This window comes from Streptomyces sp. NPDC050610 (assembly GCF_040654875.1).
GTDB lineage: Bacteria > Actinomycetota > Actinomycetes > Streptomycetales > Streptomycetaceae > Streptomyces.
This window is the reverse complement of the sequence record NZ_JBFAIV010000024.1, coordinates 33,497-49,176: the sequence shown is the minus strand read 5'-3', so window position 1 is coordinate 49,176 and position 15,680 is coordinate 33,497. Positions and strand designations below refer to the sequence as shown.

The 15,680-nt window shown below is 69.9% G+C and carries 22 protein-coding genes; 11 read left to right on the top strand and 11 right to left on the bottom strand.

What is annotated here, in order from left to right:
* Positions 1-68 precede the first annotated feature (68 nt).
* On the bottom strand, positions 69-488 hold the full coding sequence (locus tag AB0I22_RS26715) for an ATP-binding protein (RefSeq protein WP_363133450.1): 420 nt from the start codon (positions 486-488) through the stop codon (positions 69-71).
* A gap of 321 nt (positions 489-809) precedes the next feature.
* Between AB0I22_RS26715 and AB0I22_RS26710 the strand changes: the two genes are divergently transcribed.
* Positions 810-1,109 carry a hypothetical protein gene (locus AB0I22_RS26710; RefSeq protein ID WP_363133449.1) on the top strand — a complete coding sequence of 100 codons (300 nt, stop codon included), beginning with the start codon at positions 810-812 and terminating at the stop codon, positions 1,107-1,109.
* Between the two features lie 22 nt (positions 1,110-1,131).
* On the opposite strand, the gene AB0I22_RS26705 is transcribed toward AB0I22_RS26710, so the two are convergent.
* Entirely contained in the window at positions 1,132-1,836 is a 705-nt protein-coding gene (locus tag AB0I22_RS26705; RefSeq protein ID WP_363133448.1) for a TetR family transcriptional regulator, read from the bottom strand.
* 165 nt (positions 1,837-2,001) lie between these two features.
* On the opposite strand from AB0I22_RS26705, the gene AB0I22_RS26700 reads away from it, so the two are divergent.
* On the top strand, positions 2,002-3,126 hold the full coding sequence (locus AB0I22_RS26700) for an NAD(P)/FAD-dependent oxidoreductase (protein WP_363133447.1): 1,125 nt from the start codon (positions 2,002-2,004) through the stop codon (positions 3,124-3,126).
* 21 nt (positions 3,127-3,147) lie between these two features.
* Here the strand turns inward: AB0I22_RS26700 and AB0I22_RS26695 are convergent, their stop codons facing one another.
* Both AB0I22_RS26695 and AB0I22_RS26690 read right to left on the bottom strand, forming a co-directional pair.
* Positions 3,148-3,477 carry an AzlD domain-containing protein gene (locus AB0I22_RS26695; protein ID WP_363133446.1) on the bottom strand — a complete coding sequence of 110 codons (330 nt, stop codon included), beginning with the start codon at positions 3,475-3,477 and terminating at the stop codon, positions 3,148-3,150.
* Positions 3,470-4,426: an AzlC family ABC transporter permease gene (locus tag AB0I22_RS26690; protein ID WP_363133445.1), complete on the bottom strand. Its 957-nt coding sequence runs from the start codon at positions 4,424-4,426 to the stop codon at positions 3,470-3,472. The genes AB0I22_RS26695 and AB0I22_RS26690 overlap by 8 nt, the downstream gene beginning before the upstream one ends.
* 62 nt (positions 4,427-4,488) lie before the next feature.
* On the opposite strand from AB0I22_RS26690, the gene AB0I22_RS26685 reads away from it, so the two are divergent.
* Positions 4,489-4,947: an Lrp/AsnC family transcriptional regulator gene (locus AB0I22_RS26685; protein ID WP_363133444.1), complete on the top strand. Its 459-nt coding sequence runs from the start codon at positions 4,489-4,491 to the stop codon at positions 4,945-4,947.
* A gap of 160 nt (positions 4,948-5,107) precedes the next feature.
* Here AB0I22_RS26685 and AB0I22_RS26680 read toward each other — a convergent pair whose 3' ends face one another.
* The 5 genes from AB0I22_RS26680 to AB0I22_RS26660 form a co-directional block, all read right to left on the bottom strand.
* Positions 5,108-5,497: a VOC family protein gene (locus AB0I22_RS26680; RefSeq protein WP_363133443.1), complete on the bottom strand. Its 390-nt coding sequence runs from the start codon at positions 5,495-5,497 to the stop codon at positions 5,108-5,110.
* Positions 5,494-5,787, bottom strand: a complete 294-nt coding sequence (locus AB0I22_RS26675) for a metalloregulator ArsR/SmtB family transcription factor (protein WP_363133442.1) — start codon at positions 5,785-5,787, stop codon at positions 5,494-5,496. Before AB0I22_RS26675 ends, AB0I22_RS26680 begins: the two co-directional genes overlap by 4 nt.
* Positions 5,788-5,922: 135 nt before the next feature.
* Positions 5,923-6,639, bottom strand: coding sequence for a hypothetical protein (locus tag AB0I22_RS26670; RefSeq protein ID WP_363133441.1), 717 nt, complete (start codon positions 6,637-6,639; stop codon positions 5,923-5,925).
* A 118-nt stretch (positions 6,640-6,757) separates the two neighbouring features.
* Entirely contained in the window at positions 6,758-7,216 is a 459-nt protein-coding gene (locus AB0I22_RS26665) for a hypothetical protein (RefSeq protein ID WP_363133440.1), read from the bottom strand.
* Positions 7,213-7,425 (bottom strand): hypothetical protein, encoded by a 213-nt coding sequence (locus AB0I22_RS26660; RefSeq protein ID WP_363133439.1) that lies wholly within the window; start codon positions 7,423-7,425, stop codon positions 7,213-7,215. The genes AB0I22_RS26665 and AB0I22_RS26660 overlap by 4 nt, the downstream gene beginning before the upstream one ends.
* 205 nt (positions 7,426-7,630) lie before the next feature.
* Between AB0I22_RS26660 and AB0I22_RS26655 the strand changes: the two genes are divergently transcribed.
* From AB0I22_RS26655 to AB0I22_RS26630, 6 genes are all read left to right on the top strand, one after another.
* On the top strand, positions 7,631-8,518 hold the full coding sequence (locus AB0I22_RS26655) for a helix-turn-helix transcriptional regulator (protein ID WP_363133438.1): 888 nt from the start codon (positions 7,631-7,633) through the stop codon (positions 8,516-8,518).
* Positions 8,505-8,705, top strand: coding sequence for a DUF397 domain-containing protein (locus tag AB0I22_RS26650; protein ID WP_363133437.1), 201 nt, complete (start codon positions 8,505-8,507; stop codon positions 8,703-8,705). The genes AB0I22_RS26655 and AB0I22_RS26650 overlap by 14 nt, the downstream gene beginning before the upstream one ends.
* 151 nt (positions 8,706-8,856) lie before the next feature.
* Complete coding sequence (locus AB0I22_RS26645) at positions 8,857-9,066, top strand: DUF397 domain-containing protein (RefSeq protein ID WP_363133436.1); 210 nt, start codon at positions 8,857-8,859, stop codon at positions 9,064-9,066.
* Between the two features lie 491 nt (positions 9,067-9,557).
* On the top strand, positions 9,558-10,205 hold the full coding sequence (locus AB0I22_RS26640; protein WP_363133435.1) for an RNA polymerase sigma factor: 648 nt from the start codon (positions 9,558-9,560) through the stop codon (positions 10,203-10,205).
* Entirely contained in the window at positions 10,202-10,771 is a 570-nt protein-coding gene (locus AB0I22_RS26635; protein ID WP_363133434.1) for a hypothetical protein, read from the top strand. The genes AB0I22_RS26640 and AB0I22_RS26635 overlap by 4 nt, the downstream gene beginning before the upstream one ends.
* 490 nt (positions 10,772-11,261) lie before the next feature.
* The gene (locus AB0I22_RS26630; protein ID WP_363133433.1) at positions 11,262-11,732 is read left to right on the top strand and encodes a hypothetical protein; all 471 of its coding nucleotides are present in this window, start codon (positions 11,262-11,264) and stop codon (positions 11,730-11,732) included.
* Between the two features lie 266 nt (positions 11,733-11,998).
* Here the strand turns inward: AB0I22_RS26630 and AB0I22_RS26625 are convergent, their stop codons facing one another.
* Positions 11,999-12,739 (bottom strand): SDR family oxidoreductase, encoded by a 741-nt coding sequence (locus tag AB0I22_RS26625; protein ID WP_363133432.1) that lies wholly within the window; start codon positions 12,737-12,739, stop codon positions 11,999-12,001.
* A gap of 172 nt (positions 12,740-12,911) precedes the next feature.
* Here AB0I22_RS26625 and AB0I22_RS26620 point away from each other — a divergent pair, with 172 nt between their 5' ends.
* A complete protein-coding gene (locus AB0I22_RS26620; RefSeq protein ID WP_363133431.1) occupies positions 12,912-13,550 on the top strand; it encodes a helix-turn-helix domain-containing protein in 639 nt (212 codons plus the stop codon).
* Positions 13,551-13,578: 28 nt separating this feature from the next.
* On the opposite strand, the gene AB0I22_RS26615 is transcribed toward AB0I22_RS26620, so the two are convergent.
* Entirely contained in the window at positions 13,579-15,069 is a 1,491-nt protein-coding gene (locus AB0I22_RS26615; RefSeq protein ID WP_363133430.1) for a PQQ-binding-like beta-propeller repeat protein, read from the bottom strand.
* A 345-nt stretch (positions 15,070-15,414) separates the two neighbouring features.
* Here AB0I22_RS26615 and AB0I22_RS26610 point away from each other — a divergent pair, with 345 nt between their 5' ends.
* On the top strand, positions 15,415-15,612 hold the full coding sequence (locus tag AB0I22_RS26610; protein WP_363133429.1) for a hypothetical protein: 198 nt from the start codon (positions 15,415-15,417) through the stop codon (positions 15,610-15,612).
* Positions 15,613-15,680 lie beyond the last annotated feature (68 nt).

The window sequence follows — 15,680 nt, the reverse complement described above, 5'->3', positions numbered from 1 at the left end:
GCATCACCTAAACACAGGTATCGCACGCGCGCAGGCGAATCGGGCAAAAGATCGGCTCTCTATACGGATCATGCCGTTCCGCCTGCAGCGGGCGGCGCCAGCACCGCCCATACGGTCTTGCCGAGACGCCCCCGGTGCCACACCCCCCACGTCTCCGCGACCGCCTCGACCAGGTGGAGCCCGCGCCCGGACTCGTCCTCGTCGCCGGCGACCCGCGGCACCGGGGATCTTCGCTCCGCGTCGGTGACCTCGACGAAGCACGAACCGTCGTCGAGCACGGTGACGGCCACCTCGAACTCCCGCTCCCCAAGGGCGCCGTACCGGACCGCGTTGGTCGCGAGTTCGGAGACGACCAGCATGGCCGCGTCGACGGCGTCGCCGCTCCGCCCCCAGGCCGCCAGGTGCTCACACACCCGCAGCCGGGCCAGCCCCACCGAGGCCGGCTGCCGTGGCAGCCGGATCGCACTCCGCCGCAGTAAGCCCACCACACGTGCCCCCTCCGCTCGTCGCGCTCACATAGTGAATATGTGATTGAAGGCGAAGCGAGCTGTGCGTGGTACTTCGCGTGCACAGCGTGAAAGAGTTTTCGGCCAATCCTCGCCACGACGTGTAAACGCGGGCGGCCCGGCTACGGCGCGTACGGCCATGAGCCCGTACGCCCGCCCGCGCATCCGCCCGCGCATCCGCCCGTAGGTCCGCCCGTACGTCCGTACACGCGGTACGCGGCCGGGTCCGCCACCCCCGCCGCACGGCGCGGGGCCGCCGGTCGGATACTGGCAGGGCACTCCCCCGCAGCAGAGGACTCCCCCATGAAGCTCAGCCGCCCCGTCTCCTGGTTCCTGCTCGCCTTCGGTGTCTGGTCCTGGGTGGTCTGGACGACCTTCGCCAAGAACTTGTGGAAGGACGGGAGCGGGCTCGCCTTCGACGACGGCAAGCCCACGGCCTACTTCTGGGTGCACCTGACGCTCGCCGTGGTCTCCTTCCTGCTGGGGACGGCGATCGGTCTCATCGGGCTGCGCGGCGTCCGCGCGCACCGCGAGGCGGACAAGCGGAAGACGGCGTCGCGAGAGGCCGCTTCACAAGAGGCCGCGTCGCAAGAGACGGTGTGACGCGACGGGAGTCCGGGGCCGGCTAGGACGGCGCCGAGCCGCTCGGCGTCCATCTGGCGGCGATCCCGGCGAGGATGATGTCGATGCCCGCGAGGAACTCCGACCGGTCGTCGTGCTCGCGCAGTTGGTCCGCGACGTCGCGGGTGAACGGGTACTCGTCGGGGTCGAGGTCCGCCCACGCCGCCGCGGCGGCGTCGATGAACTCGGTCCGGTTCGCGCCCTGATCGCGGAACTGCCGCAGGCGGCCGTTGGCCGCGTTCTGCCCGCCCGAGCCCAGGATGTAGCTGTGCAGCGCGGACACGGCGGTGAACTGGGCGGCTCGGGGCACCCCGAGCGCCTGGAGCTGACGTCCTAGGTGCTCGAAGATCCGCAGCATCGGCGACTGCGCCGGGGCGCGGGAGAGGTCGTTGCCGATCCAGGGGTGGGCGTCGACCGCGTCGAATACGGCGAGCGCGAGGGCGCGGATCGCCTCCCGCGGGGCGGCCCCGGCGGTGTCGGCGGGCATGGCGCCCGCGACGACGGCGTCGGCGGCGGCGTTGAGCAGTTCGTCCTTGCCCGCGACGTGCCAGTAGATCGCGCCGGGGCCGGTGGCGAGTCGCTCGGCCAGCGCGCGGAAGGTGAGCCCGCTCTCGCCCGCCACGTCGAGGAGTTCGATCGCGGCTTCGACGATGCGCTCCCGTGAGAGCGGTTCCTCTCGTCGCTCCGCACGACGCTTCCTGGTTGCCATGTGCTCATCCTGACACACGCCTGGAACGTCGTTCCATCTTGACAACTCTGGAACACCGCTCCAGTCTGGCGTAAGGATTGGAACGACGTTCCAGAAGGCGTCCCGGCGATGGCCGGACGCCCGTCCCGCAGGCATGCGGCAGCTGAGCGGCTAAGGGGAATCACCATGACCACTGACGTCACGATCATCGGAGCCGGCCTGGGCGGACTCGTCCTGGCCCGGGTCCTGCACGTACACGGCATCCCGGCGACGGTGTACGAGGGAGAGCCGTCCCCGGCCGCTCGCGCGCAGGGCGGGATGCTCGACATCCACGACTACAACGGGCAGCTCGCCCTCAAGGCGGCCGACCTGATGGACGAGTTCCGCGGCCTCATCCTGGAGGGCCGCCAGGCGATGCGGGTGCTCGCCCCGGACGGGACCGCCCTGATCGAAAAGGACGACGACGGTACGGGCGGCCGCCCCGAGGTGCAGCGCGGCGAGCTGCGGCGCGTCCTGCTCGACTCGCTCCCGGCCGGCGCCGTCCGGTGGGGCCGCAAGGTCACGGGCGCCCGTTCCCTCGGCGGGGGCCGCCACGAGGTGACCTTCGCCGACGGCTCCACCGTCACCACGGACCTGCTGGTCGGCGCGGACGGCGCGTGGTCACGGGTCCGGCCGCTGCTCTCCGACGCCACACCCCAGTACGCGGGCAGCTCGTTCGTCGAGACCTATCTCTTCGACGTCGACGCCCGGCACTCCGCCGCCGCGAAAGCGGTCGGCGGCGGGTCGATGATGGCGCTGGCGCCGGGCAGGGGCATCGCGGCCCACCGCGAGAGGGACGACACCCTGCACGCTTACGTGGCGCTGTCGAGGCCGCGGCAATGGTTCGACGCCATCGACTTCACCGATTCCGGTGCGGCCGCCGCGCGGATCGCGGCGGAGTTCGACGGCTGGGCCCCGGAACTGACCGCGCTGATCACCGACAGCGACACCGCCCCGGTCCTGCGCCCCCTCCACGCCCTGCCGACCGGGCACCGCTGGGACCGGGCGCCGGGGGTGACCTTGATCGGCGACGCCGCCCACCTCGCGGTCCCGAACGGCGAGGGCGCCAACCTGGCCATGCTGGACGGCGCCGAACTCGGCCGGGCCCTCGCCGCGCACCCCGGCGACGCCGAGGCCGCGCTCGCCGCGTACGAGCAGGACATGTTCCCGCGCAGCGCCGAGGCGACCGCCGAGGGCAACGAGCTCCACGAGCTCATGTACGGCGAGACGTCGCCCCAAGGCCTGATCGACATGTTCACGGGACAGGGATAGCCCCGTAAGCCGGTACGGGATTCAGGAAGCGAAGACCGTGCTGGCCAGGATCACGTGGACGGCTGTGCCGCAGAGGATGCTCAGCAGCGCGTTGCGGCGCCAGATGTGCAGGCCGATGGTGACGGCGAGGGCGATCAGCGGGGCCAGGCTGGCGGCGTGGGTGAGGGGGATGTCGCGCAGGCAGTAGACGAGCAGGATGATCATGACGCCCGCGGGCACGCGGGCGCTGAGGTACTGGACGGTCTTGCTGGCCCGCAGCGGCGTGAGGGCGACGAAGGGCAGGGCGCGCAGGCCCCAGGTCACGGCGGCGGTGACGAGGATGGCGGCGATGGCGTAGCGCGTATCAGGCATGGCTCGGGCTCCCGCCGGTCTGGGTGCTGCTGCCGCTCGGGGTGATGCTGACGCCCTGGGTGCTGCTGCCGCCCTGGGGGCTATTGCCGCCCTGGACGTCGCTGTACGGGTCGAGGGTGTCCGGATCGGGGGTGTCCGGGTTCATGCTGTTCGTCGTCACGCCGCCCGGATTCACGCCGTCCGGGTTCACGACGGCCGAATTCCTGCCGGCAGCGAAGTGGCGGGCCAGGAGCGCGACCGTGAACAGGCCGAAAGCGGCCAGGAGCATCTCGCCGGGGAAGAGGAGCCGGGCGGCCAGGGCGCTGAGCAGGGCGAGTACGGGCGTGGGCAGGTCGCCGCGCAGATCGCGGACGGCGTCGACGGCGAGGACGGCGAACAGGGCGGTGAGGGCGAAGTCCAGGCCCGTGACGCTCTTCGGGATGAGCGAGCCGAGCAGGGCGCCGGCGATCGCGCTGCCGACCCAGTACATGTGCAGGAACAACTGGAGGAACACGATGCGCCGGCCGGTCCAGGCGCGGGCCTGTTCCCCGGCGGCCAGCGCGTACGCCTCGTCGCACAGGGCGAAGGTGCTGTACGTCTTGCCGACGCGGCCGGGTATGCGGTGCAGGGGGAAGGACAGCGCGTAGAAGACGTGCCGGACGTTCACCATGAACGCGGACACCGCTATCGCCGCCAGCGGGGCCGCGGCGGTGACCAGGCCGATGAGCAGGAACTCGAACGAGCCGCCGAACGCGAGCGCCGCCGACAGCCCCGCCCACCACCAGTCCAGACCCGACTGCGTCACCAGCGCCCCGAACGCGAGCCCGACCGTGACGAATCCCAGGCCCGCACCCGCGGAATCCTTGAATGCCGCGAACGCCTGGGACGGAGACTCGGTCGAGGGCGCTGTCGGCGGGGCGGGCGGCGTGGTCCGCGGACGGTCCGCGGTAACGGGCGGGCTCATGTGCATGGCGAAATTCTAGGAAGAATTCCACCTTATTTGGTTGCTTATCGCAGCCCTATAATGACGCCGTGAGCAATGAAGTGAGCCTGGATGCCGTGGATCGCGAAATTCTGTTTCATCTCCGCCGCGACGGCCGTCTGACCAACGTCGAGCTGGCCAAGCGGGTCGGCCTGACTCCGCCGCCCTGCCTGCGGCGCGTCAAGCGGCTGGAGGAGACGGGCGTCATCACCGGATACCGGGCCGTCATCAACCCGGAGGCCATCGGGCGCGGCCTGGAGGTCCTGGTCGCCGTCGAGATCTACGCCCAGGACCGCAAGAGCTTCGAGGAATTCGAGTCCACCATGGCTTCGTACGAGGAGGTCATAGAGTTCCGCCGGATGTACGGGCGCCCCGACTACTTCCTGCGCGTCGCCGTCGCGGACCACGCCGCGTACGAAGCGTTCCTCACGCGGAAACTCAGCGGATTGCCGGCGGTGCTGCGCCTCGAATCGCATCTGACGATGAAGGAGGTCAAGACGAATCCGTGAGTGGCCCCCGCCCGGCCCGGATACGAATCCGTGGGGGCTCGGCCCGTAGGGGAATTCGCGGGGGCCGGACCCCGTGAACGGAGCCCGGACCCGCGGAAGTCGTGCGCGCGGTCCCGCGGAAGGCGTGCGCCCAGGCCCGCGGACGGCGTGCGCGCCGTCCCTACATATCGCCCTGCATGATCTGGATCAGGTTGCCGCAGGTGTCGTCGAAGACCGCGGTGGTGATCGTGCCCATGTCCGCCGGCTCCTGGGTGAACCGCACGCCGAGTCCGCGCAGCCGGTCGTACTCCGCCCGCACGTCGTCCACGGCGAAAGCGGTCGCCGGGATGCCGTCCTGGACCAGCGCCGTCTTGTACGGCTGCACGGCGGGGTGGCCGGAGGGTTCGAGCACCAGCTGGGTCCCGTCGGGGTCCTCCGGCGAGACCACGGTCAGCCACCGGTCCTCGCCGATCGGAACGTTCTGCTTCAGTACGAAGCCCAGCACCTCGGTGTAGAAGCGCTCGGCCACGTCCTGGTCGTCGACGAAGACGCTGGTGAGATTGATCTTCATGGGTTGCTCTCCCGCGCATCGGGCCTGAGCCATCGGGTCACGATGCACTCAAGGGGTTCGGTGTTCAGATCGTGGAACTTGTAGCGGCCCTCTCGCCGCGAATGGACCAGTCCCGCTGATTCGAGTACGGCCAGGTGCTGGCTTATCGCCTGGCGGGACGACCCAAGACCGTGGTTGGTCAGCAGCCGCGCGCATATCTCGAACAGGGTCTGGCCATCCCGTTCCACCAGTTCGTCAAGGATGCGCCGACGGGTGGGGTCGGCCAGCGCCTTGAAGACATCCTCCGTCACGACTTCACCATAGGCAAGTCACCACTTGCCTATCAAGCCGGACGTGCTGAGGGACGGGCCGCGAACACCGCGGCGGTGGAGCCGCCCCGTGGGAGGCGGCTCCACCGCCGCGGTGGGGTGGGATGGGGGCGCGGATCAGTCGTGGGAGCTGATGACGCCGCCGGTGCTGAGGACGATGTAGACGCCGTTGGCGTCCATGCCGATGTCGTGCTGGTCGGCGGTTTCGATGGTGTCGATGGTGTTGCCGTCGCCGTCGGTGAGTTCGGCGCGGTAGTGGAGTTCGCCGACTTTGGTGATTTTGGCGTCGTAGCCGCCCTTGAGGGCGAAGGTGCCGGGGCCGGTCTGGCTGTCGCCCATCCAGGCGTGGATGCGGCCGTCGGTGGTGAGGACGACGAACATGTCGTTGGCGTCGAGTCCGGCGGCGCCGTCGTGGGTTTCGATGGTGGCCAGGACGGCGCCCTTGTCGACGATTTCGGCGCGGTAGTTCTGGTCGCCCGTTTTGGTGACGCGGGCTTCGCTGCCGTCGGGGAGGGGGAGGTTGCTGACCGGCGTCCCCGACGAGTCCCCGTGCCCGTTCCCGTTCCCGGTGGCTGACTTGGTGCCGGGCTTGGTGCCGGTCTGCGCGTCCGTCGTGGCGTCGGTCTTGCCGCCGCCGCTGCTGGTGCTCTGTGCCTTGTCGCCGGTGCTTCCGTTGCTTGATTCGGCGGCGGCTGCGTGGCCCATGGTCTTCGCGCCGCTGTCGTCGGAGCCGGAACAGGCGGTCAGGCCGAGGCCGGCGGCGGCGGTCAGGGCGACGGCGGCCATGCGCAGGGTGCGGCGGCGGGTGGTGAGGGCGGTGGCCTTGGAGCGCATGTGCGTTTCCCCCGGGGGCAGTCGGCGACGTGGTCTCGTTGTTTCCTCGGTACGTCCACCACTGTGATCGCCCGCGCTACCGCCGGAATACCGCCCCACTAACGCCCGGCTAACACGCCTACGGGGCAGCGGGGGCCGCCGTCGCCTCCGGCGGTTCCAGGGTCAAGTGGTCGCAGCGGGTGCGCCGGTAGCGCCGGTGGCCGGTGGCGTCGGCGTGCTGCCGCACCCATACGCCTACGGCGTCCGAGGTACCCAGCTCCCCCGACTCCGCGCCGCACTTGGCGTCGCACTTGGCATCGCCGTCGGCGAGACACACGGCGCTGTACGCGGGCCGGGCCACGAGAACTTCATTCCGGCCGCCGCCCTTGTCCCCGAGCCGGATGGCGGTGTCCGGCTTACCCCTCCCCGCCAGGTGCTCCGGGCACCGGCACGGCGGAAACCCCATGCCGGCGAGCGGGAGGCCCGAACCAATCGCCGTTCCCCCAAGCCGGCTCCCCGACTTGAGCACCACCAGCACCCCGTCGCCGCCGCTCTCCGCCATCATCCGCGCCAATGTCGCCCGTGCCGTGCTCTTCATACGTCCAACCGCCTCAGTCCGTGCCGCACTCTGTCCGCCAGCTCCTTCGTGGGTTCCGCGTACGTACGCGGAACCCACTCCGGCGCTATGCGCCAGAGGCCGCCGGCCTGGATCAGCTCGTACAGCGCGTCGGCGTCGCTGCTCGACACCGGGTCGACTGCGTCGGCTGGGTGGCTGTCGTCCCGCTGCTCGGAGGAGCCAGGGCTCATGGGGTTCACCGTCCTCATATCCCGGACCACACCCGGTTGTTGCTCGGGTGATGTGACATCAGAATGTGCCTGCGCCCTACGGCGTGCAAGATTTCAGAACAGATGTCCCACGAAGAGGTGCCCCCATTGCGAAGCGGGTTTCCCGGTGCTTCCATTTCGGGTGTCTAAAGTCCTTCACATTGGGGTGACAGGAAGGGGGCGGCGCATGGCAGATGGGCCTACCGGATCCACCGTGCCTCGTCGGCAACTGGGTCGGTTCCTGCGCGATCTGCGCAACCGTGCCCGGCTCACCGTGCGAGCGGCAGCGAGCAAGCTGGAGTGGTCCGAGGCGAAGATGTGGCGCATCGAGACGGGTCAAACATCGCTGCGCAGCCTGGACGTTGAAGCCATGTGCAAGGTCTACGGCGCACCGGCCGACATGACCGAGGCGCTCATGGGGCTCGCGAAGGAGACCAAGGCGCGGGGCTGGTGGCATGCCTATGGGGAGGCGATCCCCGAAGGATTCGATCTCTACATCGGGCTCGAAGAAGCGGCTTCGCAGCTGGATTGGTACGAGAGCGAGTTGATCCCCGGACTGTTCCAGACCGAGGACTACATCCACGCCGTCGTCAGCGCCCACCATCCGGATGAGTCTTCCGAAGAGATCGAGAGGCGCGTCAGCCTTCGCATCGCTCGGCAAGTGCTGATCAGCAGGGTCACCGATCCGCCGACACTGCACGTCGCGCTCAGCGAGACGGTGTTGCGCCATCCCGTAGCCGGGAAGAAGGTGATGGGAGCGCAGCTCGCTCGGCTGGTGGAAGTCAGCAAGCTGCCCAACATTACGATCAGGGTGATCCCGTTCAGCGTTGGTCTGCATCACGGGATGGCGACAGGGCAGTTCACCATTCTCCGATTCCCGCTCAGTGGAGACGGTCGGCCAACTGAACCACCCACCGTCTATTCGGACGGCCACACAGGGGCCCTCTACCTGGATCGACCGCACGAGGTGGAACGCTACGACGGTGCGTTCCAAGACATCTGGACCAAGGCGCTTGACGAACAAGCATCCACAGACCTGATCTCAGAAATGGCAGGAGACTATGCACAAGATTGACCTTCAGCGCGCCAACTGGCACAAGAGCACCTACAGCAACGGCAGTCAAAGCTGCGTCGAAGTAGCCGATGACTTTTCCGGAATAGTCCCTGTCCGTGACAGTAAGAACCCTGACAGCCCGGCACTGGTCTTCAACGCCGCAGCATGGAGCGACTTCGTCGCATTCGTCAGGACAACAGACATCTGATCCGACCAACACCACGAGCCCCCGCCGGCTGGCGGGGGCTCATTGCATTTCCAGTTGCGCGGCCTTCGCGGGCACCTGTCGGCGGCCTACCATCGGTTCAGGACGTAGCGCGACGAGGCGTCCAACGACCTCTGAACAGCAGGGAGCAGCCTTGCGAAAGAGCGACTTCAAGCCCAAGACATGGCGCAAGAGCAGCTACAGCAACGCCAACCAAAGCTGCGTCGAGGTAGCCGACGAATGCCCCGGCGTCGTCCCTGTCCGCGACAGCAAGAACCCTGACGGCCCCGCCCTCCTCCTCTCGGGCGGCGCCTGGGGCGCGTTCATGGATGCCCTGAAGACCGACGCGTTCGATCGCGCCTGAGCTTGAGCTTTATCCTCGCAGGTCGAATCGTTCCTCGAACTTGATCACTGCTGAGCGGCGGCGGTGAGACCGGCGACAGGACCCCGGGGCGCACGGACGGCCCGGGGATACGCTCCGCCCAGGACGCGGCGGGCAGCGGCTTCGGCTTCGGCTTCGGCTTCACCCTGCCGTCGTCGTTCCCCGTCACGCGGCTCGGCCAGATCGCGGTGAAGGGCCTCGAACCGGCGTCCTCCCAGACCCTCCCGGGAACGCACAGCGACCACCTGCCGGTGGCGGCACGGCTCGATCCCGGAGCGCCGTCGAACGGCGCGGGCGGGATCGGACAAGCGGAGACAGACACATCGTGTCACCCCTGTGGCCGCCTGGCTCCGGTGCGTCTCGCCGACCCTCGTCAAGCACGCCGGCGAGAAACCGGTGACACGGTGAAACAGTTCGCCTCCGTCCGGCCAAGTACCGGGTGTAAGGGATCACCAACCACCTTGGAGGCACTGGTGCCCTTGATACCCGAACGGGCCGCAGCGGCCCGCCGACCGGCGAACCGGGCCGCCCCGCCACGGCCGGACGCCGCCGGCTTCGCACTCTTCTACGAGGAGAACTTCGACGCCGTCCTCGGCTTCGTCACCCGGCGCACGGCCTGCCCGCAGGTGGCCGCGGACCTCACCGCCGACATCTTCGTCGCCGCGCTGGAGGCCGCCGGCCAGTACGACGCCAAGCGCGGGGCCCCCGCCGCCTGGCTGTACGGCATCGCCCGCAACGTCCTCTCCGCCCATTACCGCGGCAGCGTCCGTGAACAGCACGCGGTCGCCCGGCTCAACGGGCGGCGGCTGCTGGACGAGGAGGACATCGCCGCCCTCGACGAACGCATCGACGCCGAACGCGCCGCCCGCGAACTGACCGAGCGGCATGCGGAGCTGATCGAACCGCTGCGCGCGGTCCTCGACCTGGTGGCCGCCGACGGCCTCAGCCCACGCGAGGCCGCACAGGCCCTCGGCCTCAACACCACGACCGTACGGGTGCGTCTGCACCGTGCCAGGCGCGCACTGCGCACCGCACACCCACCCGTCACCGACCGTACCGACCCGACCGGGCCCACGACGAGCGCGGCCCGCGCAGAACGCACCCTGGAGGTTGTCTCATGACCACGCCGACCGGATTCAAGAAGCAGCTCGCGGCGGAACTGTCGGCCATGGCCACCGCCCCCTCCCCCGCCCCTGCCGCGTCCGTCCCCGCCCGCCGTCGGCGTGCCCCGTTCGCCCTGGCCGCGGTGGCGGCCGCGGCCGCGGCGATCGTCGTGCCGGCCGTGAGCGGCTCCGGCAGCACGCCCGCGTACGCCGTGGACAAGCAGGACGACGGCTCCCTGATCCTCGACCTGAACCGCCCCGAGGGCCTGCCCGGACTCCAGGAGCAGCTGAAGAAGCTGGGCGTACCCGCGGTCGCCCTGAAGGCGGACAAGGGCTGCACCGAGGCTCCGCCCGCGGAGTACTGGGCCACCAAGTACCTGGCGCTGACCTCCGAACCCGGCAAGGCCCGCATCCGACCCGACATGATCCCGCACGCCGCGACCCTGCTCATCGTCGCGGAGTTCAAGAAGGGCGACTCGGTCAAGGCGGTCTCCTACCGGCTGGTCAAGAAGAACAAGGTCCCCACGTGCGCCGTCCCGGGCATAGGGGAGGGCGTCCTGGACCCGTCCGTCCGCGTCGGCTGACGCGTGTGCGGCGCCGCGGAGGACTCTGCGGCCCCGCAAGACGGTTCTCCTCCCGTACGGTGACGAGCAGCGTGGGCGTCGTGCGGGTCGCTCCTGCCCGTAGGCACCGAACCGGCAACACACCCGCCAGCCGGACAGACCATCAACAGACATGGGACCCGACCGGAAACCGCCGGCGGCCTCCTTGCCGTACCCAGCTCGCCGCTCACTGGCGGTGCAGCCGCCTGCCGAAGGCGGCGACGAAGCCCCGAAGCGCAGGGCACCGCCCCCACCAACAGCGATCAGGCGGCTGCCCTGGGGTCCTACGGCGCGGGTACGAAACCCGACGAGACCCTGGTGGTGGAGGACCTCCGGGAAGGCGACAACTACCTGTACACGCTGCGCCGGGTGTTCGAGCGGCTGGCCAAGGGGGCGAGGAACGCCCCCCGAGACCTTCCGCTCGCCGGAGGACTTCAACAAGGAGGGCAACCTCTCCAACGACTTCCACCAGATGGTCGCGGACATCTGCACCTCCGCCGCGAAGACCGTCTACTTCGCCGGGCGGCCCGTACAACTGCGTCAGTTTCTGTTCGAGTTGGGGAACCGCACCTGCGACAAGCGCTACACGGTGATCACAGGTTCGCACGCGTCCACGCTGACCGTGGACCCCAAGTTCGCCCCCGAATGGGACTCCCTCACCAAGGGCGCCGGCATCACCTTGCGCTACGCGGCCCTGGCGCACCCGGCGGCGTGGGCTCCGGGCGGCGGGACCAACGACGCGTCCCAGGAGGCATACAAGGAGTTCAGCGACCTGGCCGCGGAGTTCGGGCCCGGCTCGGAGCACCCGATCGGCCCGGTCTCCCTGGTCGACTCCCGGACGATCGTCGCCTACGACTCGGTCACCACGGCGATCGCCGGCATCCGCAACAGCACCGTCGGCACGGTCCGGATGCCCACACTCCCCCAGGTGGCCGACGGCTGACTGCGGCTGCACGGCACCCACACGGTGCACGGCGCGAGCGGCCCGATCTGCCTCGACCAGTACGGCAACCCGTACAACAAGGCCGTGCCCATCGTGCACCTCGACCCGGTCACCAAGAAAGCCGTCTTCGACCGCCTCGCCTGACCGGAGGGCCACCCGTCGCCGGCCAACTGCACGGCGCCCAACAAGCCCGGGAGCGGCGGCTGAACGGACGGACCCGCGCACGCCCCCGTGGCGGTCCCCCGGCGGAACCGGTCGTCAGGGGCTCAGGGGCGGGCGTGGACGCCCATGCCGCCGGAGACGACGAGGTTGTCGCCGGTGATGTAGCTCGCCGCGGGCGAGGCGAGGAAGGCCACCGCCTCGGCGATGTCGGCGGGGACGCCCACGCGACCGAGGGGAACGCCCTCGCCCCATGACTCGATCATTTCCTGGGAGACGCCCGCCTTGCCGTAGGCAGGGGTATTGATCAGCCCTGGACTGACGGCGTTGACGCGGATGCGGCGGGGGGCCAATTCGTGCGCGAGGGACCGTACGAGGGGCAGCAGGGCCCCCTTGGCGGCCGCCATCGCGGAGCCGAGCCCTTCGCCGGCACCCACGGTGAAGACGACCGAGGCACCCTCGTTGAGGAGCGGCAGCGCCTTGCGCAGGGTGAAGAAGCCGCCCTTGACGTTGATGTCGAAGAGCGCGTCGAAGGCGTCTTCGTCGATCGACTCGATCGGGCCGAGGCGGGAGACGCCCGCGTTGAGGAAGAGCAGGTCGAGGGAGCCGAATCGGCGGCGCGCCTCGTCGATCGCGTGGTCGAGGTCCGGCAGGGAGCGCGCGTCGGCCCGTACGGCCGTGACGTCGTCAGGCAGTCCGGCGTCGGCAAGGCCGTGGAGGCCGGTGACCATGACGCGATAGCCGCGGGAGTGGAGCAGTTCGGCGGTCGCCTTGCCGATGCCGCTGGTGCCGCCGGTGATCAGAGCTGCTGGTGCGGGTGAGCTGGACGGTGCGGACGGTGCGGACATGGTGCGCTCCTTCGCGTGCCTGCGGGAGGGGGGAGAGAGAGGGGAGAGAAGGGAGGGGCATGGCTGGTGTCGCTGTGCAGGCCGCCTTGATTGACACCGTACGCCTTACTGGCAGTCGCTGCCAACCTTACGGGCGACTGTCAGCGTGGCAGCACTGGGCTAGCCTGGCGGCATGACGCAGGAAGCCAAGACCGCGACGGGCGCACCGGCCACCCTCTGGGACCGGACACGGCGACTGGCCTCCCAGGAGATCCTCGAAACGGCCCTGCGCCTGTTCACCGAGCAGGGCTACGACGAGACGTCCATGGCCCAGATCGCCCGCGAGGCCGGCGTCTCCCAGCGCACCCTCTTCCGCTACTTCGGCACGAAGGAGGAACTGCTCGGCAGCGACCAGCACCGGTTCGGGCAGGTCCTGATGGACACGGTCGGCGAACAGCCGGCCGACGCCGATGCCTGGGAGGTCCTGCGCGCGGGGATCGCCGCCATGCTGGCCCTGCACGACGGCCGCGAGCGGGCGTTGGAACGGTTCCGCCTTCTGCACAACACCGCGTCGCTGCGCGCCGGTTACCTCGAAAAGTGGATGCGGTTCCAGGCGGACCTGCTGCCTGCCGTCGAAGCCCGTATAAGCACCGGCACCACCAACACCCGCGCCAATGCCAACGCCGCCGGCGAAACGAGCCTGCGGGCGCGCGCCGTGCTCGCGACGGTCTTCGCGTGCCTGGACACCGCGACGATGGCGTGGGTCGACAACGGCGGCGAGGGCGACATCATCGATCTGTACGACGCGTGCCTGGCCGGGGTACGCGGCTGAAGCCTGGGGACACGGCCCGGCCCCGGCCTCAGGCGGTCACCGCGTACACGCTGCCGCCGTCACTGCCCGCGTAGACGGTCCCGTCCGCCACGGCCGGCGACGACCAGATGGCGTTCCCGAGTCGCACGCTCTTCCAGCGCTCCTCGCCGTCCGCCGCGCGGAACGCGTACAAGCGGCCGTCGACGCTGCTGACGTACACCGTGCCGTCGGCCGCCGCCGGGCGCGTACGCACCATGCCTCCGGTGTCGGCTTTCCACCGTTCCCGGCCGTCGGCCACGTCGAGGGCGTACACGCGTCTGTCGTCGCTGCCGACGTACACCGTCGAGCCGACCACGAGGGGGGTCGAGGCCACGGGGGCGCCGATGAGACAGGCCCAAAGCGCTTCTCCGGCCTCGGGATTGATCGCGTACAAGTTCCCGTCGTCGCTGCCGACGTACACCGTTCCGCCGGCGACTGCGGGGCGCCAGAAAGCATGGCCTTTGGCGCTGGATTTCCGGGGGAATTTCCAGAGGATTCGGCCGCCGGCGGCGTCGACCGCGTACAGGTGACCGTCGGCGCAACCGACGTATGCCACCCCTTCCGCCACCGCGGGCCCCCAAATGGCAGCGGAGGCGGAAATCGGGCAGTGCCATCGCTGTTCGCCGCTCGCCGCGGCGATTCTGTACAGGCTCTGGCCTTCCGCGCCACCGCTGTTGACGTACAAGGAGTCGCCTACGAGCACCGGCGACGACCATCCCAGCACGGCCCCCGTACGGGATTCCCATCGCCGTTCCCCGGTGTCCGCGTCGAGGGCGTACAGCTTTCGGTCGTCACTGCCGACGTAGACCAGTCCCTCCGCCACCACCGGCGACGACCGCGACTTCCCTCCGGTGGAGAACGGCCGCCGCCACGCCGGTTCCCCGGTGCCCGCGCGGACCGCGTAGACGTGCTGATCGTCGCTCCCGAAATACACCACGCCCTTCGCCACCGCAGGGGTCGAGCTCACCGGCCCGCGCGCCGAGAACCGCCAGCGTTTCCGCCCCGGCGTGCGGTGCGGGACGTCGAAGACCCGCCAGCCGGCGACTCCGAGGCCCACGGCGGCAGTTGCCGTGGCCGCGTTCGTCAGGAAGTTCCGCCGGGTCAGCCACGCGGCCGTACGATCCAGATCCGGATCCGGCTCCAGATCCGGCTCCAGGTCCATATCCGGCTCCGGAGCCGGGGCCTCCTCCTCGGCGGCGGCGGGCCGGGGCGGGGGCGTCTCCTCCAGTAGCCGGGCCCAGGGGCCGCTCGGGACCGTGCCCATGTCGGCCCACCCGGCGAGTACATGTACGACCTTCATCAACTGGTCGAGGTCGCGCGGATGGTGGCGGCCGTTGAACCAGTCGCTGAGCGTCTGCTCCCGCACCCCGCTCTTCTTCGCCAGAGCGGCCCTCGTCGTACTCTGCCCCGACCGCTCCCGTACCGCCTTGGCCCGCCTTTCCAGGATGACGAGTGCGCCGACGAGCGTGCCGGTGCCGTGCGGTGATCGCCGTGCCTCCACGGCCGGACCTCCTCGTGCCGTGGCCGGCCCGATGCCGGCCCCCTCCCCCAGCGAGTACGGACGCGTCGGCGGATGCGTTCAGATGCCATCCGCCCTTCGGGAAAGCCTGGTTGCTCTCGGGAAAACGAGGCCGCTTTCGGGAAATCCGGGCCGTACGGCTGTTCCGGTGTCGGCGCCCTCCGACTCGGAGGAGTTCGGAGGACGGCACTGACCTGCACTTTCGTACGAGCGATCGCGGACGTCTCCGGAGTTCCTTGGGCCCGGCACGGCCCGTGCCGGCTACTGGAAGACACCGGCGCCCACCCGGCGGACGGGCCGGATGGGACGGATGGAAGGGGACTTCTCATGGAGCGTGTTCCTCAGGCGGCGGACAGCGGCTCGGGGGTGGAGCGGTGCTCCGGCGGGCGGCTGGTCTCGGTGCTCCGCTCCCGCGTGCCGCGAGCGCTGCTCCGCGGTGCGGCGGCCTGGGCGGGGCGCGCGTTCACCGTGGCGCTGGAGTCGGCGCTGACCGGCGTCCTCCTGTACGTGCTGCACAACCTGTAGGACCCGACCGGTCCAGGGGCTGTGAGCTTCGCTACCGGCCGGGCGCGCAGAGCAACCCCGGCCGGGCC